At 71.1% G+C, this 21993-nt stretch carries 20 protein-coding genes; 9 read left to right on the forward strand and 11 right to left on the reverse strand.

Annotated features, from left to right (window positions below; all coding sequences use genetic code 11):
* Positions 1–65: 65 nt before the first annotated feature.
* The 4 genes from ACIRPX_RS21400 to ACIRPX_RS21415 form a co-directional block, all read right to left on the reverse strand.
* Positions 66–1967 (reverse strand): alkyl/aryl-sulfatase, encoded by a 1902-nt coding sequence (locus tag ACIRPX_RS21400; RefSeq protein WP_404196759.1) that lies wholly within the window; start codon positions 1965–1967, stop codon positions 66–68.
* Positions 1968–2410: 443 nt separating this feature from the next.
* Positions 2411–3202 carry a lysostaphin resistance A-like protein gene (locus tag ACIRPX_RS21405; RefSeq protein WP_404196865.1) on the reverse strand — a complete coding sequence of 264 codons (792 nt, stop codon included), beginning with the start codon at positions 3200–3202 and terminating at the stop codon, positions 2411–2413.
* A 157-nt stretch (positions 3203–3359) separates the two neighbouring features.
* Positions 3360–4316 carry a cupin domain-containing protein gene (locus tag ACIRPX_RS21410; protein ID WP_404196762.1) on the reverse strand — a complete coding sequence of 319 codons (957 nt, stop codon included), beginning with the start codon at positions 4314–4316 and terminating at the stop codon, positions 3360–3362.
* A gap of 30 nt (positions 4317–4346) precedes the next feature.
* Entirely contained in the window at positions 4347–5024 is a 678-nt protein-coding gene (locus ACIRPX_RS21415; protein WP_404196765.1) for a CGNR zinc finger domain-containing protein, read from the reverse strand.
* Between the two features lie 141 nt (positions 5025–5165).
* Between ACIRPX_RS21415 and ACIRPX_RS21420 the strand changes: the two genes are divergently transcribed.
* Both ACIRPX_RS21420 and ACIRPX_RS21425 read left to right on the forward strand, forming a co-directional pair.
* The gene (locus tag ACIRPX_RS21420) at positions 5166–6098 is read left to right on the forward strand and encodes a ketopantoate reductase family protein (RefSeq protein WP_404196767.1); all 933 of its coding nucleotides are present in this window, start codon (positions 5166–5168) and stop codon (positions 6096–6098) included.
* Between the two features lie 177 nt (positions 6099–6275).
* Positions 6276–7256 (forward strand): phosphotransferase family protein, encoded by a 981-nt coding sequence (locus ACIRPX_RS21425; RefSeq protein ID WP_404196770.1) that lies wholly within the window; start codon positions 6276–6278, stop codon positions 7254–7256.
* Positions 7257–7331: 75 nt separating this feature from the next.
* Here ACIRPX_RS21425 and ACIRPX_RS21430 read toward each other — a convergent pair whose 3' ends face one another.
* On the reverse strand, positions 7332–7763 hold the full coding sequence (locus tag ACIRPX_RS21430; RefSeq protein ID WP_404196772.1) for a cytochrome P450: 432 nt from the start codon (positions 7761–7763) through the stop codon (positions 7332–7334).
* A gap of 24 nt (positions 7764–7787) precedes the next feature.
* Positions 7788–9185: an FAD-dependent oxidoreductase gene (locus ACIRPX_RS21435; protein WP_404196775.1), complete on the reverse strand. Its 1398-nt coding sequence runs from the start codon at positions 9183–9185 to the stop codon at positions 7788–7790.
* A gap of 162 nt (positions 9186–9347) precedes the next feature.
* Between ACIRPX_RS21435 and ACIRPX_RS21440 the strand changes: the two genes are divergently transcribed.
* The 3 genes from ACIRPX_RS21440 (at position 9348) to ACIRPX_RS21450 (ending at position 11060) form a co-directional block, all read left to right on the forward strand.
* Positions 9348–9824, forward strand: coding sequence for a LuxR C-terminal-related transcriptional regulator (locus tag ACIRPX_RS21440; protein WP_404196778.1), 477 nt, complete (start codon positions 9348–9350; stop codon positions 9822–9824).
* Between the two features lie 162 nt (positions 9825–9986).
* A complete protein-coding gene (locus ACIRPX_RS21445; protein WP_404196781.1) occupies positions 9987–10529 on the forward strand; it encodes a carboxymuconolactone decarboxylase family protein in 543 nt (180 codons plus the stop codon).
* Positions 10530–10670: 141 nt separating this feature from the next.
* Positions 10671–11060, forward strand: a complete 390-nt coding sequence (locus ACIRPX_RS21450; protein ID WP_404196783.1) for a TraR/DksA family transcriptional regulator — start codon at positions 10671–10673, stop codon at positions 11058–11060.
* 110 nt (positions 11061–11170) lie between these two features.
* Here the strand turns inward: ACIRPX_RS21450 and ACIRPX_RS21455 are convergent, their stop codons facing one another.
* Positions 11171–11914 (reverse strand): SDR family oxidoreductase, encoded by a 744-nt coding sequence (locus ACIRPX_RS21455; protein ID WP_404196786.1) that lies wholly within the window; start codon positions 11912–11914, stop codon positions 11171–11173.
* A gap of 95 nt (positions 11915–12009) precedes the next feature.
* Here ACIRPX_RS21455 and ACIRPX_RS21460 point away from each other — a divergent pair, with 95 nt between their 5' ends.
* A complete protein-coding gene (locus tag ACIRPX_RS21460; protein ID WP_404196788.1) occupies positions 12010–12699 on the forward strand; it encodes a TetR/AcrR family transcriptional regulator in 690 nt (229 codons plus the stop codon).
* A 26-nt stretch (positions 12700–12725) separates the two neighbouring features.
* On the opposite strand, the gene ACIRPX_RS21465 is transcribed toward ACIRPX_RS21460, so the two are convergent.
* A complete protein-coding gene (locus tag ACIRPX_RS21465; protein ID WP_404196790.1) occupies positions 12726–13547 on the reverse strand; it encodes a formate/nitrite transporter family protein in 822 nt (273 codons plus the stop codon).
* Positions 13548–13908: 361 nt separating this feature from the next.
* On the opposite strand from ACIRPX_RS21465, the gene ACIRPX_RS21470 reads away from it, so the two are divergent.
* The 3 genes from ACIRPX_RS21470 to ACIRPX_RS21480 all read left to right on the forward strand — a co-directional run bounded on the left by ACIRPX_RS21470 (position 13909) and on the right by ACIRPX_RS21480 (position 18477).
* Positions 13909–14529, forward strand: a complete 621-nt coding sequence (locus ACIRPX_RS21470; RefSeq protein ID WP_404196793.1) for a hypothetical protein — start codon at positions 13909–13911, stop codon at positions 14527–14529.
* 395 nt (positions 14530–14924) lie between these two features.
* Positions 14925–17210, forward strand: coding sequence for a PAS domain S-box protein (locus ACIRPX_RS21475; protein ID WP_404196796.1), 2286 nt, complete (start codon positions 14925–14927; stop codon positions 17208–17210).
* Between the two features lie 247 nt (positions 17211–17457).
* On the forward strand, positions 17458–18477 hold the full coding sequence (locus ACIRPX_RS21480) for a GlxA family transcriptional regulator (protein WP_404196799.1): 1020 nt from the start codon (positions 17458–17460) through the stop codon (positions 18475–18477).
* A 156-nt stretch (positions 18478–18633) separates the two neighbouring features.
* On the opposite strand, the gene ACIRPX_RS21485 is transcribed toward ACIRPX_RS21480, so the two are convergent.
* The 3 genes from ACIRPX_RS21485 to mug all read right to left on the reverse strand — a co-directional run bounded on the left by ACIRPX_RS21485 (position 18634) and on the right by mug (position 21891).
* Entirely contained in the window at positions 18634–19737 is a 1104-nt protein-coding gene (locus ACIRPX_RS21485) for a TDT family transporter (RefSeq protein ID WP_404196802.1), read from the reverse strand.
* Between the two features lie 225 nt (positions 19738–19962).
* Positions 19963–21186 carry a tellurite resistance/C4-dicarboxylate transporter family protein gene (locus tag ACIRPX_RS21490; protein WP_404196804.1) on the reverse strand — a complete coding sequence of 408 codons (1224 nt, stop codon included), beginning with the start codon at positions 21184–21186 and terminating at the stop codon, positions 19963–19965.
* A gap of 156 nt (positions 21187–21342) precedes the next feature.
* Positions 21343–21891 carry a G/U mismatch-specific DNA glycosylase gene (mug, locus tag ACIRPX_RS21495; RefSeq protein ID WP_404196868.1) on the reverse strand — a complete coding sequence of 183 codons (549 nt, stop codon included), beginning with the start codon at positions 21889–21891 and terminating at the stop codon, positions 21343–21345.
* Between the last annotated feature and the right edge of the window lie 102 nt (positions 21892–21993).

A 21993-nucleotide genomic window follows, 5' to 3' on the forward strand; every position in this document is an offset into this window, starting at 1 on the left:
GGGCCTCCCGCAGCACGCTGGGCGAGGCGGGCGCGATGGCACTGATCGTCGCGGCTTCCGGGATCTCACGGTGTGACGATGGCGAAGTCCGGGTCGGGTGTGCTCAGAAAGCCGAGCAACTCGGTCAGGCGGCCCGTGTCGCCGGTGATCTCGACGGTGTCCTTGGCGGCCAGGTCGGCGGGGCCGAGGGTGCCGAGCAGGAGGTCGCGCAGGTCGGTCTCGGCGAGGGTGATCTCGACGTCCGGATCAGCCACGGCCGGTCCGGTGCCCCTGACGTGGGTGAGGACGCCGTTGCGCAGGCGCAGGGTCACGGTGTCACCCTTGGTGATGTTCCAGCGCACGGCGATGTCCGCGTCCCAGCTGCGCGGCCCGTCCACCCGGATGGCGAGCGCGTCGAAGAGCTGGTCCAGGGTCAGGGCCGCCAGCACGTCCGGCGAGGCCGCGACCGTCGGCGTACCGACCGGGCCGTGGCGCAGTTCGTAGGCACCCATCAGATAGAAGTTCCGCCAGGTGCCGTTCTCGCTGCCGTAGCCGAGCTGTTCGAGGGCGTCGGCCTGGAGCTCGCGGGCCTCCCCGTTGTCCGGCTCGGCGAACACGACGTGGCCCACGACCTGCGCAACCCAGCGGTGGTCGCCGTCGGCGTACGCCTGCCGGGCCCGGCGCAGCACTTCCCCGGCACCGCCCATGAAGTCCACGTACCGCTGCGCGGACTCGACGGGCGGGTACTCCCACAGATGGGCGGGGTTGCCGTCGAACCAGCCGAGATAGCGCTGGTAGATCGCCTTGGTGTTGTGGCTGACGGAGCCGTAGTAGCCGTGGGTGTGCCAGGCACGCTCCAGCGCCGGCGGCAGTTCCAGCCGCTCGGCGATCTCCAGCCCGGTCAGTCCCTGATTGAGCATGCGCAGGGTCTGATCGTGGAGGTAGGCGTAGAGGTCCCGCTGCTCCGAGAGGAACTCCACGACGCGCTCGCGGCCCCACACGGGCCAGTGGTGGGAGGCGAAGGCGAGGTCCGAGGACGCGGCGAACAGGTCGACGGCCTCGGTCAGGTAACGGGCCCACACACGCGGGTCGCGGACCTGGGCGCCACGCAGCGTGAGCAGGTTGTGCAGGTTGTGGGTGGCGTTCTCCGCCATGCACAGCGCGGCGTGGTCGGGGAAGTGGATGTTCAGTTCCGCCGGGGCCTCGGTGCCAGGGGTGAGCTGGAAGACCATGCGGATGCCGTCCACCGTCTCCGTCTGCCCGGTGCGGGTGATGTGCGCGGTGGGCGGGATCAGGGTGACCGCGCCGGTCGACGTGGTCTGGCCGAGGCCCGCGCCCACCTGCCCGCGCTCGCCCTTGGGCAGTGCGGCGCCGTACATGTAGGCGGCACGACGGCCCATCGCCGTGCCGGCGTAGACGTTCTCGCTGACGGCGTGCTCCAGGAAGCCCTGCGGTGCGAACACGGGAACTCCGGCTGCCACGTCCGCGTCGGTGACGACCCCTCGCACGCCTCCGAAGTGGTCGGCGTGGCTGTGCGTGTACAGGACGGCGGTCACGGGCCGGTCGCCGCGGTGGCCGCGGTACAGGGCCAGTCCGGCGGCCGCGGTCTCGGCGCACAGCAGCGGGTCGATGACGAGGATGCCGCGTTCGCCCTCGACGATCGTCATGTTGGACAGGTCGAACCCGCGCACCTGGTAGATGCCCTCGGTGACCTCGAACAGCCCGTGCTCGGAACAGAGCCGGCTCTGCCGCCACAGGCTCGGGTTGGCCGAGGCAGGACACTCCTGCGCCAGGAATCCGTAGGCGTCGAGATCCCAGACCGTCCGCCCGTCGGCATCCTTGATGACGTGCTCGCCGGCCGTGCCCATGAAGCCGCGCCGCGCGTCCTGAAGGTCCTGGGTGTCGGCAAAGGGGAATCGCCGGCGGACGGCCTCGTTGGCGCGGGCGACGGCCGGCTCCGCCTGTCTGGCCTCGGTGTTCCAGGACATCGCGGTCTCCCTCGCTGGCGGCGGCACACAGGTCCGCGCCTCGTCGGACGTGGCCAGTGCCACCCTCACCCGGCGCGCCCGCCCGCACGAGTGGATCCCCGCTGTACGGGTGAACGGGCCGGCCGGGCCGGGCCTCGGCCCGCCCGTAGAGCGGGCTCACACGACTGGCCCGGGCGGTCGACGCGGTCCGGCACCCCGTCCCGGAACCGCCCCCTCGGCTCCACTGCCGCCGGCCCTCGATCGGGCAGACGATGAGCCGACCGAAGCCGGTGCCCTCGCGGACGGTGGTGTGCGGCGTACGGCTTCGACGCGGTGGGGTGGTCGCGTCGGCGGCGGTGTCGTCCTCGGCCCGCCCCGGGACCGGCCGCCCGTACGGCAGGGTGGGCCCGGACGACCCGCTCGCCCGCAGTGCGCGGCCGACGGAGGCGGCACGGCGGCATGCCTCAGTCGAGTGCCCCGGCCTCTTCCGGGCGCTCACCGGCGCCCGCACGAGCGGCACTTCGCGCGGCCGATGCGTCTCCGATGCCGTAGCGGCGCAGCAACCACAGCCCGTACGCGGCGTGGAAGACGTACACGCACACCTGCCACCAGTCAGGAGCCGCTCCAGGCGAGCGGATCTGGAGGAAGTCGTCCAGCCCGTGCACCACGACCATCGGCCAGACCGAACCGATCGCGAAGCGCAGGCCGGCGCAGGTGAAACCGAACAGCCCGGCGGACAGCATCTGCCACAGGGTGTCGTCCAACGGGGCCCCGAAGAAGAGGTGGTTCTGGAGATGTCCGGCGCCGAAGAGGACGGCGACAGCGGTCGCCGCGCGTACCGGGCCGAGCGGGATGAGGACCTGCTGCACGAGCCCGCGGCTGTAGACCTCCTCGTTGACGCCCACCCACAGCAGGGAGACGAGCCCGCTGACGACGACGGTTGTGGTGCCGTCGAGACCGACGACGGCGTACGAGCCGGCGATCAGCAGCATCGGCGCGGCCAGCCACCAGCGGCGCGCGCGGCCCAGGGCGGCGACCCCGGACATGCGCAGCCATCCCCACCGCCGGAGCACGAACCAGGTACCGGCGCAGCACACCGCGTTGACCACGGTGGCACCCAGGCCAGGGAACCACGCAGGGGCCATCGGCGGCAGAAGCACCTGGGCGAACAGCAGGAGCACGGTGTGCCAGGCGAGTGTCAACTCCATGGCGCCCCAGAGGGGATGACAGATCGCGTGGCGCTTCCACCGTTCCATCACACGGCGAGCGTAGCCGCGGCAGCCTGTTCGGCGCTCAGTGATCGTCGAAGCGGCCTTGAGCCCGGGAAGCGGCGCTGTACCGTACCGGCACCGCGCCTGGGCGCACCGCGGCCCGTCGTGTCTCCGGGCCGGGCTGCTCAGGCCGGCCGCCCGCTCAGGCGCCGAGCGCGTCGCTCGTCGAAGCGGTCGTACGGGTCTGGAGGCGCTGATCGCGGCGGAATCTGGCCGGCGTCGTCCCGACCTCGGACCGGAACGCGCGGGAGAAGGCGGACTCCGACTGGTAGCCGACCTGTCCGGCGATCGTGGCGACGGTCGCGTCCGACGCACCGAGCAGTTCCGCGGCGGCCATCACGCGGGCCCTGGCGACGAACGCGCCCACGGTCATCCCGGTGTCCTGCGTGAAGTGGCGCAGGAACGTCGCGCGGGACATGGCGGCCGCGCGAGCGAGGCGCTCGATGGACCAGTCGGCACCCGGATCGTCCAGGACGCTTTCGATCGCCTTGGCGATCCGGGGGTCGGAGGCGGCGGTCCACAGCGCCTCCGCGGTGGCCGACCTCCGGGAGGTGCGCAGGACCATAGCGAGCAGGACGGTCGAGAGCGCCGACAGGATCGCGGAGGTGCCGGCGTCGTCACGCTGGGCCTCGTCCCGCATCAAGGTACTGAGCATACGCAGGACTTTGTCGGTCTCCGGAGCGTCCCCGAAGGACACGTGCACCGGATCCGGCAGGCTGCGGAACAGGACGGCCCCGGCTCCCGGGTCGAAGGTGTAGTGCCCGCAGAACAGGTCGACGACCGCTGGGCCACCGCCCTCGCTGTTCGTGGTGATGAACGAGTCCCCGGCCCTCTCCGTCGTGGTCCGCGGAGTGCCGTCTCCCGGGGTGATGACGCGGTGCGGCGCTCCACCGGGAATGAGCACGAGATCGCCGGACTTCATCGTCAGCACGGTCGTGCCGACCTGCATCAGGCACTCGCCCTCGAGCAGAACGTGGAACTGCGCCTGCAGGTGACGGCGGCGGGCCACGTTCATCCTGGTGGAGCCGCCCAAGAGGCATCGCCGGTCGAGGCCGGCCGTGACTCTCGCCAGGCGAAGCAGATGACTTACCGCGTCCATGGTGAGACTTTCACGTCGGAATGACGGCCGCTACGAGCCATGTGCAGCAGGGTCGGCCCGGTCGGTGTCGGGCGGCCTCGTGGGGGTGGCGTCCTGGGGCGGGGCGGCCTTCCCGCGGTGGTTCGCGGCCTTGGCCTGGTTTCCGCAGCGCCGCATGGAGCACCATTTGCGGGTCCGGCCCCGGGCGCCGTCCAGGTAGAGCATCCGGCAGGCGTCGGACGCGCACGCGCGCAGCCGCGAGCGCCGCCCGTCGTCGGACATGAGGCTGATCAGGTCCCGGGCGACGACGGACAACAACTCCCGCACGGTCAGCAGCCCATGGTCCGGGCTGCTGGGTGGGCCGTCGGCGGTCAACTCCAGCCGCGGGACCGGAGGGTGGGTGCGGGCCAGGCGATTGACGAGGGCGACGGCCCGCCGGTCGGGCACATGTCCGTCCACGGCCGATGACGCGATGTCGAACGCCGCCGTGCGCAGCTCGTGCAGCGACGCGAGCACGGCGGCAGCGTCGTAACCCGGTGCGAGCGCGACTCCCGTGCCCGCGCACCACGCTTTCAGCCGTGCTGCGTCTCCCATCCGTTCGACGGGCACGTGCGGGCGGCGGCCCACCGTGGCCACGAGGTCGAGGCAGAGCGTTCCCGCGTCGAAGCGCAGCTCCCGCTGCTGCTCCGTCACCCGCCGTCGGGGTTGCCCTTGCGTGGAGACTCCCATGCGACGATAGTAACCTCATAAACGGTTATTAAGGAGCCCGCTGTGCTCGCCGACGCGTGGGCCGGCCAGACCGTGCCCGGCCGCGGCGCGCCGGACGTCTGCCGGGCCTCCAGGACCTCTCACCACCGGAAGGACACCAGCATGCGCATCGCAGTGATCGGGGCAGGGGGCGTCGGCGGATACTTCGGCGCGCGGCTGGCCGCCGCCGGCAACGACGTCACCTTTGTCGCCCGGGGCCGTCACCTGGAGGCCGTACGCCGCTCCGGGCTCCTGGTGCGCAGCCCCCTCGGCGAGTTCAGGACGCCTCCGGCGTCAGCTGTCGGCAGCATCTCCGACCTGGGGCCCACCGACCTGGTCCTCGTCGCGGTCAAACTCTGGGACACCGAAGACGTGGCGGCCCAACTGCAGGCCGCCGACCTGCGCAACCCCTACGTCCTGTCGCTGCAGAACGGGGTGCACAAGGACATCATTCTCCGCAGCCACCTCGGTGAGGAGCGCGTACTGGGCGGAACGTGCTTCATCTCGGCCTTCATCGAGGAGCCCGGTGTCGTCGTCCACAACAACGCACTGCAGAAGATCGTGGTGGGGCCGTACTCGAACCGGCAGTCGGCCATGAGCGAGGCCGCGTACGAAGCATTCAAGGACGCCGGGATCGAGACGGAGTTGAGCACCGACGTCGAGAAGGTGATCTGGGAGAAGTTCATCTTCCTCGTGGGCTTGTCGGCCACGACCACCGCCGTGCGGCAGCCCATAGGCGTCGTCCGCTCGAACGACCGCACCCGCGTCCTTCTGGAGGAGGTGATGGCGGAGACCGCTGAGGTGGCGCGCGCGTCCGGCGTGAAACTGGACGACACGTTCGTCGACGCTCAGATGGCGTTCTGCGACAACCTTCCGGCGACCATGACATCCTCCATGCACAACGACCTGGAAAAGGGCAACCGCCTCGAACTGCCCTGGCTCAGCGGGGGAGTTGTCGACCTCGCCGAGAACCTGAAGGTCGCCGTACCGCGCAATCGAACGGTGACCGACATACTCGCCCCTTATGCCGCCGGGAGGCCCTCCGCCCAGGTCTAGGCCGGCATCGACCGTCGAGGCGTCAAGGGTTGAGCGCCTCCTCGGCGGACGTGCTTTTCAAGGCCGGCCGGGGAATCGAGGCTCCGCGAAAAGGGATGCAGGCTTCAGCGGTGGCTGCCGTAGGGTTCGGCAGGTGCCGAGCTGAAAAGGTGGGGTGTGGACGTGGTGCCTCGGGAAGTGACGCGAGACCGGTTGGCGGGGGCGGCTCGGGCCGCGCTGGGTGGCGGTCGGACGCTGGCGACGGTGGAGCGGCTCACCGGCGGCACCACGAAGGGCGTGTACCGCCTCACGATGGACGACGCCACGACGGCGGTCGCCTACCTGTGGGAGCAGTCGGAGAACTACTGGCCGGTGGCCGAGGGCGACGGCGATCTCACCGATCCGTTCTCGCCCGGGGTCGGGCTCGACTTGTTCGAGGCCGGCCACGCGCGCCTGACCTCCCTCGGCCTGCGGGTCCCCGAGGTCCACTGGGTCGACCGCGACCGCAGCCACCATCCGGCCGACCTGGCGGTCGTGGAGGACTTCCCCGGCGAGGACCTGATGGACCTGTTCCGCCGTGACCCGATCGCCGCGGAGCCGACGATGGCTCGTCTCGCCGATGCCCTGGCGGTGATGCGACGCCATCGAGCGCCGTCGTTCGGCAAGGTGGCCCAGATCGACAATGGGGGAAGGTCCCGGGCGGCGTCGTGTGAGGAGGCGGCGCTTGCGTTCGCGCTGCGCTGCCTCGCCGAGGCGGCGTCCCGTGACCGGAGGATCGCGGACGCCCGCGGCAGGCTGGAGGAGCGGCTGCGTGAACTCGCCGCGGCGGTGTCGCCCCGTGCCGAGTACTCGGTCGTCCACGGCGAGCTGGGGCTGGATCACGTGCTGGTGGACCGGGACGGGAACCCGGTCGTGATCGACTTCGAGGAGCTGCTGTACTTCGACGTCGAATGGGAGCACGTGTTCCTGAGGCTCCGTCATACCGGGGACCAGTACCGGCGGTTGGCGGTGCCGGACCTCGACGAGGACCGGCTCGCCCTCTACCGGCTCACCCAGCACCTGTCCCTGACGGCGGGGCCGCTCCGGCTGCTCGACGGAGACTTCCCCGACCGGGCGTTCATGCAGGGCATCGCCGAGCACCACTTGAACCAGGCGCTGTCGCTGGTCTCGGGATCCTAGAGGCCACCGGCACTCCGCCTGCCCGCTCTCCCCGCCGCATCGCGGCCGCCCGCTGGCGCGCCCACCGACCCTTCGTCACCGCCCTGGCCTGCGACGGGCCGGAGTGGTGGCGTCGGGCGAGGGCTTCCGGCGCGCCGACGGGTCCGCCACACGGGCGAGGGCAGCTCCGAGGCAGAAGTGGACGCCGTGGCCGAAGGCGACGTGCTGCTTGTCCGGACGGGTGATGTCGAACGTCCCCGTGCTCTCACCGTGGATCCTCGGGTCCCGGTCGGCCGCTCCGTAGGACGCCAGGATCGCGTCGCCCTTGCGGATGGTCGCCGTCGGGAGAGGGATGTCGACCGCGTACCGCATGGGGATATGGCTCACCGGTGCCGTGAAGCGCAGGGTCTCCCCGGGGTGACACCGTTGTCGCGGGGAGCCGGGCCGACGGTGCGGGGCAGGCGCCGCCCGCCCGGTCGTGGGCGGCGCGACGCCGCCGGTGACGGCGCGGGACGCCGTCACCGGCATGGCTGAGACGAGGGAGCCGGTGCCTTATCGGTCGGTACGGACGACCGTGCCGAGGACGTCGTTGAACGCCTCCGTCGAACTGGGGTGGGTGTAGACCGAGTTGCGGAGTTCGGAGGCGGTGATGCGGTGCCGCATGGCCAAGGCGACCGTGTTGACGAGTTCCTGGGCGTCGGTGCTCAGCAGCGCGGCACCGAGGATCTCGTCGGTGGCCACGTCGATCACGAACTTCATCATCCCGCGCGTCTCTTCGACGACGTAGGCGCGGGGCATCGCGATGATCTCGGCCACCGGCTGGCTCGCGATCTTCACTCGGTGACCTGCCGCGCGGGCCTCCTCCTCGGTGAGCCCCACGGTCCCCAACGGCGGTGTGATGAACAGCGTGTGGGGCACGGCGACCCGGTCCTGCGTGGTGCGCGTACCGTCCCCGATGAGCTGATCGAGGACGATGCGGCTGTCGTCGAGCGAGATGTACGTGAACTGGGGGCCGCCGTTGACGTCGCCGAGGGCGAAGATGTGGGGCTGACTCGAGCGCAGGAACGCGTCGACCTCGACCGCTCCTCGGTCCGTCCTTCGCACACCGGCCGCTTCCAGGTTCAGATCGGCGACGACGGGGCGGCGTCCCGCGGCCACGAGAACGGCGTCGGCGTCGATGCTGTGCTTCGTGCCGTCCTGCTCGTGGACGATGGTCGTCCCGTCCGGACCGTCGTCGACCTCGAGCACATGCGCGCCGGTCACGAGGGTGATGCCCTCTTCGGTGAGGATGGTCTTCACCGCGTCGGCGACATCGTCGTCCTCGCGGCGCAGGATGTCGTCCGCGGCCTCGAAGACGGTCACTTCGGACCCGAACCTGCGGTAGATCGAGGCGAATTCGAGTCCGAGGTACCCGCCGCCGATGATTCCTAGCCTCGGCGGCAGGGTGCTGTTCTCGATCAGCTGGGTGCTCGTCACCAGGCGCGAGCTGTTCTGCAGGCCGGGGACGTCGGGGACGATCGGTTCCGAGCCGGTGTTGATCAGGATGGTCTCGCCCCTGATGGTCAGGGGGCCGTCGGGGCCCTGTACCGACACGGTGTGCGGGTCCTCGAACCGGGCCTGCCCGGTGACGACGCGCACGGTGTCCATCCCGTTGAGGCCGTCGTAGTTGCCGGCACGGAACAGGGAGGTCAGCGCCTGGACCTCTCCTACGGAGCGCTCGTACCAGTCCTGCAGCGAATCCTCGGGCCGCCGCTTGTTGGCGTGATGGACCAGCGCTTTGGTGGGCACGCAGCCGACATTGGGGCAGGTCCCTCCGTACATGTGCGGCGAACGCTCGACAAGAACGACGGTCTTGCCGAGTTCGCCCATCTTGGCGGCTACCGTCTTTCCTCCCTTTCCGAAGCCGATCACCAGTACGTCTGCCTGGACCACGTCCGTGTCGATGTTCATGGCTACCGTCCAACGATGAGGCGAGGCGAGCGTCAGCCCGTGCACCTTGGGCACGCTCGGAATGGATCTTGCCGCCGCGGCCGGCCCGGGCGCATCCGCCACTGGCTGGTCCGCCTGGCCACTGGCCACTCGGCGCCGACGCGGACAGCGGTCTCGCTCGCCGTGTTCCCTGGGCTTCCTGGGCTCGCCGTGCTCGGCGGGACGGGTGCCGAGGCCGTGGCCCGCCTCGGCAGGACCCGTCTGCGCGTCGAACTCGCCCGGGCGCATCTGCTGTACGGAGAATGGCTGCGCCGCCGGCGGCGCCGGAACGACGCGCGCGTCCAACTGGGTGCCGCGCACGCCATGTTGACCGACATGGGGGCGGCGGCGTTCGCGGCGCGGGCCGGCCGCGAACTGCGGGCCGTCGGCGGCAGCACACACAAGAGCGCGGCCCGGGCCGCGGACGCGTGTCTGACCGCGCGGGAGGCCCAGATCGCCGGGATGGCTCGCGACGGACTGACCAACCCCGAGATCGGCACCCGGCTCTTCATCGGCGCACGCACCGTGCAGTACCACCTGCGCAAGGTGTTCGCCAAGCTCGGTGTCACCTCGCGCAGCCAGCTGGCGGGTGTCCTGCCGGAGCCGGCCTCTCGTCCCTGACGGGCGGGGGCCGGCTGCTTCTCGTACCCACGCGCATCGCCCTCGACAGGTGAGACTCCGGGGCAGAAGAGCGATCCGAAAGTAGCTGTCTGTCGCATGGGCGGGTCGGCAGACTCGAAGCAGTGGAGCCAGGACTCCCGTGGTCATGGAAAGGGAACTGTGATGACCGAGCTCGCCCGTTTCAAGCCCGTCGACGCGACCGACGAGATTGCCGACCTGTACGCGCAGATGAAGGCGACGATCGGGGTCATCCCGAACATGACGCAGTACATGGCCAACAGCCCCGCGGTGGTCAAGGCCTGGATGACGCTGTCGGGCGCGCTCGACGAGGGCGTGCTGCCCGCGGCCGTACGTCACCGCCTCGCTCTGAGCAGCGCCGAGTACAACCGATGCACGTACTGCCTGTCGGCGCACACCTTCCTGGCGAAGAACGTCGCCAAGCTGGACCGGGCGGAGATCGAGCGCGCCCGGGACGCCGCCTCCGACGACCCGCACACGGACGCCGTGCTCAAGCTGTCCGACGCCATCGCCCGTGGCCGCGGCTCCGTCGCCGAGGAGGACGTCAAGGAGGCGCGCGCCGCAGGTGTCACCGACGCGGAGGTCACCGAGATCATCGGGAACCTCGCGCTGAACCTCCTGACGAACTACTTCAATCGCTTCAACGACACCCCCAACGAGTACCCCGAGCTCGTCACCGCGCGGTGACGTGATCCACCGGACACTCGAGGAATTCCTGGACCGATGGACCGCCCGGGACCGGTTCAGCGGCAGCGGGGTCGCAGCCCGCGGCGATACGGCCGCCGGCCCGAGCTGGGCCCAAGGGCGCACAGAGGAAGGGCGGAAGAGGTGACTGTGGAGGAACCACGCACCACGATCGGCACGTCCGAGGCGGAGGAGCTGCGGGCACGGCTCGCCGGGGAGGCCACCGCTCTGCGCCGCCGGCTCGACGAACGGTCCGTCAAGGAGCAGGAACTGCGCGCCGACTGCCTCCTCGACGCGGCGGACGTCAGCGCGACGGCCGAGGCGCTGCGGCAGCACCGGACGCACACGGAGAACGAACGCACGCACCTGGCGCGCCTCGAGAGCGCCCTGGAGCGGCTGGAGAACGGCGGGTTCGGGTCCTGTGTGCGCTGTGGCACGGAGATCGCCCCCGAGCGGCTGCGGGCGCTTCCGCACCTCGAGCACTGCCTGCGCTGCCGGACCGACCTGGAGAGGTCGCAGTCCGTGCCGCGTTGACGCGGGCGGGCGCGGAGCCGGGCAGCGGCGGTTCCGTGGATGCGTACCGTCGGCTCCTCACCGGCTGCCGGCAACGGTGTCGGCGTGCGGCGGCAGCGGAGGTTTCGGCGTCATGCCTGCCGCGTGGGGCGAACGGTGATCTCGCCGATCTCGACGTCTCCGGGCTGCTCGATGGCGAAGGCCACCGCGCGGGCGACCGCGGCCGGCGAGATGCCCACCGCGGCCATGTGCTCGCGCGTCTGTTCGCGGATGCGAGGGTCTGCCATGGAGTCGGCGAGATCGGTGCGGATGTAGCCCGGCGAGACGGCAGTCGTGCGCACCACCCCGTCGGTGGACTCCGTGCGCAGCCCCTCGTGGACGGTGCGCACCGCGTTCTTGGTCGCGGCGTAGACGGCCATGGTGGGGGAGGTGCCGTTCAGGCCCGCCACGGAGACGACGCTGACCAGGTGGCCCGCTCCCTGCGCACGGAAGGCGGGCAGCGCGGCGGCGACGCCGTTGAGCATGCCGCGCAGGTTGACGTCGATCATGGCCGACCAGCCCGCGGTGTCGAGGTCGGCCAGCGGGCTGATCGGGGCGATGCCGGCGTTGTTCACCAGGACGTCGATGCGGCCGTACCGGTCGATGGTGGAGGAGACCAGGCGCCGCAGGTCCTCGGCCTCGGTGACGTCGACGACGTACGCGGCGGCGCGGCCGCCCTCCTCCCGGATGTCCTGAGCTATGGCGTCGACGCGCTCGCCGCGGCGCGCCGCCAGGACGACCGCGGCGCCACGCCGGGCGAGCAGCCGGGCGGTGGCCTCGCCGATGCCGCCGCTTGCTCCGGTGATGGCGACGATCTTGTCTTCGAGAGAGAGCATGCCTGCCTCCAGGTAAAGTGGACACGTGTCCGGTGTTCGGTCAGCCTACCGGACACGTGTCCACTTGTTGGTGGCAGAGCATCAGGAGAGCCCTTGTGAGCCCGTCAGCACGCCGCCCGGACGCGGTGGAGAACCGCAACCGCATCGTGGAAGCCGCCCGCGCGGCCCTCGCCGAGTCCGACCACGTCCACCTCAACGAGATCGCCAAGCGGGCCGGTGTGGGACAGGGGACGCTCTACCGGAACTTCCCGCATCGCGAAGCCCTCCTCGCCGAGGTCTACCGGCGCGACGTCGAAGACCTCGTCGTCGCCGCCTCGGCCCTGCTGGCGGATCACGAGCCCGTGGACGCCCTGCGCCGCTGGCTGGACCGGGTGATCGACTACGCCGGGATCAAGCGCGGCGTCCTGGCCGCGCTGGAACCGACGGCATGGCAGGACCTCGTCGCCCACAGTCACCACCCCATCGAAGGCGCGCTCGCCCAACTGCTGGACGCCGGCAAGGCGGACGGTTCCCTTCGCACGGACGTGGACGCCCGCGGGGTGCTCCTGCTCATCGCCTACCTGGGCCGGCTCGACCGCGACGAATGGGAATCCACGGCGCGGCCTCTGATGAACGTCATCCTCGACGGCCTTCGCCGGCAGGACGCGCACCGGCGGCGACAGCGGACCGCCGAGACGTCCCGGGAAACGACCGCGCTCCGCCTCGATGGCGCGCGATGTGCGACGCGGCCGTCCGGCACGGCCGCGCCGCACATCGCGCCATGCGACGACTCGCGGACGACATGAACCTCTTGGTGCGGCACGAACAAGGGTCAGGCGGCGATCTGGCCGGCCTCTGCGGCGGTGGTGTCGGCCGGTCGCGGAGTCAGCCGGCTCGGAGCGGTGCGCGCGTGGGTCGCGTACAGGGTCAGGCCCACGAACGTGATGCCACCGACCAGGTTCCCGAGCACCGTCGGGATCTCGTTCCACAGCAGGTAGTCGCCGAACGTGAAGTGGCCGCCGAGCATGAGTCCGGACGGGAAGAGGAACATGTTGACGACCGAGTGCTCGAAGCCCATGTAGAAGAAGACCAGGATGGGCATCCACATGGCGATGACCTTGCCCGAGACGTTCGTGGAGATCATCGCGGCGACGACGCCGGTGGAGACCATCCAGTTGCACAGAACGCCGCGGAGGAAGAGCGTCAGCATGCCGGCGGCCCCGTGCGCGGCGTAGCCGAGCGTCCGGTCCTCGCCGATGTGGCCGATCTTCTGCCCGATGTCGTTCGGATCCATGGTGAAGGCGTAGGTGAAGATCACCGACATGATGACCGCGACGGTGAGTGCTCCGGCGAAGTTGCCCACGAACACCAGGCCCCAATTGCGCAGCACCCCGCGCGGTTTGACGCCGGGACGCCGGTCGATCAGGGCGAGGGGCGCCAGGGTGAAGACGCCGGTCAGCAGGTCGAACCCCAGCAGATAGAGGAGGCAGAAGCCGACGGGGAACAGCAGGGCCCCGACGAGGGCCTGGCCCGTCTGGACGGTGACGGTGACCGCGAAGACCGCGGCCAGCGCGAGAATGGCACCGGCCATGTACGCGCGGATCACGGTGTCGCGCGCGGACATGAAGACCTTGGCCTCGCCTGCGTCGATCATCTTCCGGACGAGATCGGGTGGGCTCACATAGGACATGGATTCGCTCTTTCCCTGGGCTTTCTGGAGGGCGTTGGCTGATGCACCTCCCGGATCGCCCGAGACCCGGGTTCGCGGTCGATGGTGGGGACCGGGATTTTCCTCTCCGTGTCGGTGGGGACAGGAGCGGGTCACTTCCGGCTCACCTCGGTCGGCCCGCCGCTGTGAGCGCGGGTACACATGGTGCGTCGGCCTCTCGGAGCCGGCCGGGGCCGGCGTCCCCGGGCGACGGTCGCCCTCGCGTCCGCCCTCGGGCCGTCTTACGGGTGTCTTACGTGTGCGCGGCTCCCGCGCCGCCCGGCCACCGGCCCCTTAGCGTGACCGGATGCCATCCTTCCGAGTCGCTCGTACGACGGCGCTGGTGACGGTCGCGCCGCTGACGCTGGCCGTCGTGGGTCTGGTGCACCCCCGGCATCTGACGGCCTCCACCGCCGGTGATTGGGCGGGCCTGCACATCGCCTTGCTGCCGGTGTTCCCCTTCCTGGTGCTTGGCCTGGTCGTCCCGCTGTGGGGCCGGCCGCGCCCGGATGCCGAAGGGGCCTTGACGGTGGTCGCCTGGATCGGATGCGCCGTCTACGCCGTGTACTACTCCGGGCTCGACGCGGTGGCCGGGATCTCCGCCGGAACGGTCGTGGACCATCACATCCACGGTGCGGCCGCGCGATTGTTCGCGGTCGGCGACCAGTTGGGGCAGGCGGGTGTGTACGCGCTCGCCGTGGCCTGTTGCGCCACATGCCTGGTGCTGTGGCGGCGGCACGGGATACGGGTGCTGCCGGGAACAGTGGTGCTGCTCACCGCCTGCTGGTCCTTCGTCGACAGCCACATCTTCTGGCCGCGGGGCGTGTTCACGATGCTCGGCTTCGCCCTGGGTTTCCTCCTGCTGACGGCGGCGACGGCCGAACGCGCCGCGGCCGGACCCGCGCCCGGACTGCTCACCGAGCGCTGAGGTCCCCGCGGGTACGGCTCGCGGCGCGGATTCTCGCGGCTCCGGCACGCGCCGCGCGGATCGGCGGCGGGCCCGTCGCACCTGCACTCCGAGAAGATGCGCCCGCACCTGCACTCCGAGAACATGCGCCCGCTCACCCGGCTGACCTCCACCCCGGCCCACCCCACCCCGGCCCGGCCGGGCCCGGTCGTCGGCGCCGGACTTGATGCGGGGGCAGTGACGATCGCGCCGGCCTTCGTGTCAAACGAGAACGCCGCCCGGTCAGCAACAGGCAGACCCGGGCGACTCGAGGCCAGTAGGCGGCAGTTGCGGGTGGCGACGCCCGAGATGCGCTGAGGTGGCTCTTTGCGAGTCTGCCGTCAGTTAGGTCGGATATGGGCGATACGGGTACGTCAGTGTCAGCTGACCGGGCGGGAGCCGCCGGTCGGCCACACCGCAGGCGCGTCCTCAAAGGCGAGCCCAGGACCGCCGAGGACCGGTTCCGGGGACTGCTGGAGGCGGCCCCGGACGCGATGGTGATCGTGGACGACACCGGGACGATCAGGCTCGTCAACGCCCAGACCGAGACCCTCTTCGGCTACCGGCGTGACGAACTCCTCGGCCGCCCCGTCGAGATCCTCATTCCCGACCGGTTCCACGACAAGCATGCCGCCCACCGCAACGGCTACGCCGTCAACCAGCAGGTGCGGCCGATGGGTGCGGGGCTGGAGTTGCACGGGCTGCGCAAGGACGGCAGCGAGTTCCCGGTGGAGATCAGCCTCAGCCCATTGGAGACGGCCGACGGCCTGCTGGTCTCCGCCGCGGTCCGGGACGTCAGCGAACGCAAGGCGGCTGACGAAAGGTTCCGGGCCCTGCTGGAGGCGGCCCCGGACGCGATGGTGATCGTGGACGACACCGGGACGATCAGGCTCGTCAACGCCCAGACCGAGACGCTCTTCGGCTACCGGCGTGACGAACTCCTCGGTCACCCGGTCGAGTTGCTCGTGCCGGAACGATTCCAGGCGCACCACACCCGCCACCGGGACGGCTACGCCGTGAACCAGCAGGTGCGGCCGATGGGTGCGGGGCTGGAGTTGCACGGGCTGCGCAAGGACGGCAGCGAGTTCCCGGTGGAGATCAGCCTCAGCCCTTTGGAGACGGCCGACGGCCTGCTGGTCTCCGCCGCGGTCCGGGACGTCAGCGAACGCAAGGCCGCCGAGACCCGCATCAATGAGCTCGCCGGGCTTGTCGAGTCGTCCCAGGACGCGATCCTCGCCAAGACCCTCGACGGCCGCATCACCTACTGGAACGCTGCGGCTCAACGGCTGTACGGCTACGCGGCCGAGGAAGCCATCGGACAGCATGTGTCCATGTTGGCGCCCCCCGACTGCAAGGACGAGATCATCCGGCTGCTGGAACGGCTGCGGCACGGCGAGAAGATCGAACACTTCGAAACCCTGCGGCTCACCAGCACCGGCGCCATGATCGACGTCGACGTCACCCTCTGGCCGACCCGGGACACGGCCGGCAAGGTCATCGGCGCGTGCGCCATCGTCCGCGACATCAGTGACCGCAAGCGCGCCGAGGCCGAACTCACCACGCTCTACGAGCAGCAGAAGCACATCGCCCTCACCCTCCAGCGCAGCCTCATGGGCACCCCGCCGGCGATCCCCGGCCTGGACGCGGCCAGCCGCTACAGGCCGGCCACCCAGGGCGCCGGTGTGGGCGGTGACTGGTTCGACCTCATTCCCCTCGGCGCCGGCCGGGTCGGTGTCCTGATCGGTGACGTCATGGGCCGCGGCCTGGAAGCCGCCGCCGTCATGGGGCAGTTGCGTTCCGCCGCGCACGCCCTGGCCAAGACCGGTCTGCAGCCCCGGCAGCTGATGCAGGCCCTGGACGCGGTCGTCGCCGACCTCGAGGTCCCCGATCAACTCGTCACCTGCTGCTACCTGGTCATCGCCCCGGACACGGGATCGGTGATCGCCTGCTCCGCCGGGCACTTGCCGACCCTGGTCGCCGACCCCGACGGCGTCCGCAGGCTCCCCACACCCATCAACGCACCCCTGGGCGTGGGCGACATCTTCTACCAGCAGTCCAGCGCCGTCATTCCGCCCGGCGCCACCCTCGTCCTGTACACCGACGGTCTCGTCGAGACTCCCGGCGGCGACATCGAGACCCAGATCGACAAGCTCACCACCGCCTTCGACGACGCCTTCACCCGCACACAGGGTCTCGAAAGCGCCGCCGACGAGGTGCTTGCCGCCCTGCTGGCCGGCACCGACGGCCACGACGACGACGTGACCCTGCTTCTCGCACGGATCCCCGCAGCCCCGTTGGACACCGTCAGCGCGGAACTGCCGGCCACCGCGTCCGCGGTGGCCACCGGCCGCTCGTTCGTCGTCGACACGCTCAACGCCTGGGGCAACGCCGACAAGGCCGACGACGCGCGGCTGCTGGTGTCCGAGGTACTGACCAACGCCGTCCAGCACGCCGAAGGCCCACTCGTGCTCCATGTACGCCGAAGCGTCAGCAGCCTCGTCATCGAGATCAGCGACTCCAGCCCTCATCTGCCGCATCCGCGTCCGGCATCCGAGGACGACGAATCCGGACGCGGCCTCTTCCTGGTCGACAGTCTCGCCAGCAGCTGGGGCGTCCGCCCCGACGAACGGGGAAAGACCACCTGGTTCGTGCTGGAGCTTTGAGGACACGTCCGTCCGCCTCGTTCGTGACGGGAGGGACGCTGCCCGCCGACGGTGGCCGGAGCGCCGGCCGCCGAGCAGCGCTGGGAGGCCGCGCCTCCCAGCGGTGAGCGAACAAGTCCTGGCGCGCGTCGCGACCGAGGACGAAGGATGGCGGGAGTGAGGCGCAGGGCACGTCGGCCCGCCGGTGAGCGGTCGGCCGGCCCGCCGGACGATCCGGGCGCCCGCCCGCACGGTCCGGAGGTACCCGATGAACGGCAACCGTCCTGGTACGAACAGGCTGACCGTCACCGTCTTCGTCTTCCCCGGCGTGCGACTGCTCGACGTCACCGGCCCCATCGAGGTGTTCGCCTCGGCCAACGCGTTCGGTGGCCGCTACCGGGTGCAGATCGTGTCCGAGGACGGGGCCGGCGTGATCACCTCGGCCGGGACCCGGATCCATGCCGACCGCCGCGCCGGCGACGTCCGTGACCCCTCCGACGTGCTGGTGATCCCGGGTGGTCCGGAATGGGAGACGCTGATCAAGGACGACGAGCTGCTGGATGTCGTCCGGCGGCTGAACGGGACGGCCGGCCGTACGGCCTCCGTGTGCTCGGGTGCGTTCCTGCTGGCCGCGGCCGGACTTCTCGACGGTCGCCGAGCCACCACACATTGGCGTTTCACGCGCCAACTGGCCCTGCGCTTCCCGTCCGTGCGGGTCCAGCCGGACGCCCTCTTCGTGCGCGACGGCACGATGATGACGTCGGCCGGCGTGAGCTCCGGTATCGATCTGGCCCTGGCGCTGGTGGAGGAGCACTACGGCGCGGGGGTCGCTCGGGCGGTCGCCAAGGACATGGTCGTCTTCATGCAGCGACCAGGAGGCCAGTCCCAGTTCAGCGTCCGCTCGCAGATCCCCCATTCGCGCCAGGAGTTGCTCCGCCGGATTCTGGACGCGGTGGCCGAGGACCCGGGAGCCGACCACAGCCTGTCGGCGATGGCACGGCGCTCGGGAGTCAGCGTCCGCCACCTGACCCGGCTCTTCCACGAAGAAGCGGGCACGACGCCGGCCAGGTACGTGGAGCAGGTGCGGGTGGAAGCCGCGCAGGTCCTGCTGGAGACGGGCGACGAGCCCATGGCGGTGGTGGCGCGCCGTACGGGATTCGGCTCGCCGGAGTCCCTGCGCCGCGCGTTCGTACGGCACCTGGGGGTCACGCCGGGTGCCTTCCGCACCAGATTCCGGACGACCGGAATTCCCTTGAACGGCGGGGAAACGGCGGGGACTTCGCGGTAGCCGTCCGACGCGGACGTCCGGCGGGCGCGCCTGCCCGTGCCGTGCTTCGGCGCTGTCCCTGTCCGCGGCCCACGTTGCGGCGGACGGGAGCGGACCTGCGGCCGGTCTCGGGCGCACGTCCACGGAGATCGACTTCGCCGTGGCGCTCCCCGGCGCTCAGTCGACGAGCTGACGGGCTGGGCGGCGCACGTGCCGGGTGGCGTGCCGCAGGGACCGGCCCGCCACCACCAGCCAGGCAAGGACGAGAGCCGTGTACAGCACGGAAGTTGTCCAGCTGAGGGGTGCGGACCCCGTGCGGGTCGCGAGGGTGCCGGTGGCCGTGACACAGGCCCCCACCGGGAAGATGAAGGACCACCACGTCGGCGCGAACGGCAGACCGGCCCGGATCGTCCGTACCGTCAGCCCCGTGGCGAGGGCCAGCCAGAGCATGGCGAAGCCCCACACCATGATGCCGCCCAGCAGTGCGAGCACCGCGGCGCCCCGGGCGTAGGGCGCGGGCAAGGCGCCCGGGGCCACGGAAGCCAGTGCGCCGAGCGCCGTCACCGACTGCCCCAGCGCGCCCAGACCGATCCACACGGTGGGTACCGTGGTCCCGGTGGGCGCGTCGTGATGCACCAGGCGGCCGTAGAGCATGGCCAGGACCAGCAGCGTCGCGAGCAGGCCGAGTCCGAGCATCGCGTAGCAGCCCAGCAGCAGGGTGAGGCGGAGCTGCCCGGCCGGGGTGTGGGGGACCAGGAGCGCACCCGTCGCCGCGGAGACCATCGGCGGCACCACAGGCATCAGCCAGCCGCCGAACGCCGCGTCCGGGGCGAAGCGGTGCCGCGTGACCATGAGGTACGGCACCGTCCAGGCCGTGACCAGGCCGAGTGCGGTCCCGGTCAGCCAGAGTGCCCAGTCCACGCCCACCGCCGCGTCCGACCCGATCACGTCCTCGCCCAGCAGGAGCGCGCCGGCGCCCACCGTGAGCAGCGCCATCGGCGGCGCGCCGAAGAACTGGGCCATCACCGGGTCGGCCGCGTGGGAACGGATCGCCTTCTGCCGGAGGTAGCGCGCCGCCAGCACGACCAGCAGGAGGCCGGCGGCCACCCACACCACCGTTGCGGCGGTCCGCAGCCCGGCGAGGGTCCGCGGCAGGGTCGCGGCCGCGTTGGCGACGATGCCCGTGCCCATCACCGCGGCGAACCAGGTGGGGCCGAGGGGCGGACGTGTCGTCCGGTCGGAAGTGGGAGGTGATGGGCGGGCAGCCAGGGAGACATCCATGATCGGCAGCCTAAGTTCGGACCGGGGCAGGTTTGTCGATCATGTCCTGATGTGAGGGTCCCCCGGCACACATCGTGCGGCGGCAGGCCGCGCGGGCCGGTGCGTTCCGTCCGGCAGGCCCGGCCGCCGCGAGGCCCGGCCATCGCGGACGGGACCGGCCGCACCGCACACGGGAACGACGGGGTGTGGCGCCCGGGGCCACACCGAACGTGTCCCCATGACGCGCTACGGCTCGCGGAGCGTGGAACGACGCCGGGGCACGGCGGTCGGCATCGCGGCGAACACGACGGCCCAGACCGCCGCGGCCACCCAGACCTCCCAGCGGCCCGTGCTCGTCATCCACGAGGCTCCGGTCGCGCGCCCCAGTTCGTGCGTGGTGACCGCGTACATACCGATCGGGAAGACGAGGTTCCACCAGCCGACCTCGTAGTGCAGCGGGACGCCGCGCAGGACGTGCCGCCACACGCCCAGGGCCAGCAGGAGCGGGATCAGCCAGCTGGAGAAGGCCCACAGGACGACGGCCACCCCGACCAGCAGCGGACGGGAGAGCATCGTCTCGTCCGGTGGCAGTGCCATCAGCCGTACGGTGGCGAGCACGGTGATCGCCGCCGCTCCCATGAAGATCCACACCGAGGTCATGAGGCCTTCCGGCCGGGTGGGCCGGGCGAGCAGCCTCGTCAGTACCATCGCCGCGGTCAGCAGGTACTGGATCAGGCCGATGGCCCAGCACACCATGGCCAGGACGGCCAGCGCGTGGCTCGGGGCGGCCCGGGCCAGCGAGGCCGCCGCGACGGCCACCGATTCCGAGCCCACCGCCCACAGGAACCAGGTGCCGTCGACCTGGTCGAGCGAAGGATTCCGCTTCAGGGTGGTGATGAGCGCGAGCGGTACGACGTAGTCCAGCACCAGCCATCCCAGGACCCCGAACGCCAGGAACGCCCCGGCCACCGCGGTGTGACCGTCCGGCACCAGACGTGCCGCCAGCACGTTGGAAGAGACGGCGAGGGTGAGCAGCGCGAAGGCCCGTGGCCCGAGGAGCGTCGCCATGAAGCGCCGGCGCCGGCACAGCATCCACCAGCCGTAGGCGGGCACCAGCACCACGAAGCCCGCGAGAGCCACCCACAGGAGTGCGGCGGAGGCCGTGCCGGCGCCGTTGACGTACAGGGCCGTCGAGACGATTCCGGTGCCCATGACGAAGGAGAGCGACGCGGCGTTGAGGTTGGTCACCGCGGCGGAGAGGGCCGCGCGGTACCCGGATGGCGGGGGAGCGGGAGCGGCGGGCCCTGGCGCGGGAGGTGGGGGCCCCGAGGGCCGGGCACCGTTCCGGCCGGTACCGGCGAGCCATTCGGCGAGGATCGCGGGGCGGTGGTCCGTGTCGCGCCCGCCCCTCTCGCCGTCCGAGGTGGAGGTCTGCCCACCGATCCCGTGGCGCGTGGTCTGTTCGGTCATGACACGTCCTCCGGCCGCTTTCGCCGTACCGGCATTTTACGGTGATGCGCATGCCATCGGCTTGCCGGCGGGCGGCGGTACGGGAAGAGGTGGACACGTCAGGCTCGCCGAGGCGGGGTGGACCGCGGGCGCATGGCCGCGCCGTAACGCCTCCCTTCAGCCGATCCGATGGCCGAACGGGCCGTCGCCGATCAGGCCCGAACGGTCGGGCAGACCGGTGGCGACCCGGAGCCTGGCGAACTCGACGGCGAGCGCCGGCGGCGGGTAGTGGGCGTTGAGGCCACTGGGGTTCGGCAGTACCCATACGCGTGCTCCGGCGAGGGCCGTCGGCTGCGCGCCCACACCCGCCTCGACGGCCCCGAACGCCGCGCGGTACCCGGTGACGCCCAGGAACGCGAGCCACGTGGGGCTGAGGACCTCCATGCGCCGGACGAGGTCCTCACCTCCCTGGAGGTATTCGCCGGGCGTGAGCTCCGCTGCCCGGGCCGTGGGCCTTCGGACGATGCTCGTGATGCCCAGGCCCAGACCGAGCAGGTCGCGTTCCTGCTCGGGCCGGAACCGGTGCGGCGTGAAACCCGAGCGGTGCAGGGCCGGCCACATCCTGTTGCCGGGGGTGGAGAAGCTGTGGCCCCGAAGAGCCGACGCCAGCCCTGGATTGATCCCCACGAAGACGACGTCCAGGCGCTCGGCGACGACATCGGCCAGGGGCGGATACGGATCGCTGTCGATGGTTGCCCCCTGGTGCGTCGAAACACTGCGGACAAGGCGGACGTCGCGTCGGGACAAGGCGGACGTCGCGCCCGGCTG

The sequence above is a fragment of the Streptomyces sp. NPDC101225 genome (assembly GCF_044767585.1).
Lineage (GTDB): Bacteria > Actinomycetota > Actinomycetes > Streptomycetales > Streptomycetaceae > Streptomyces.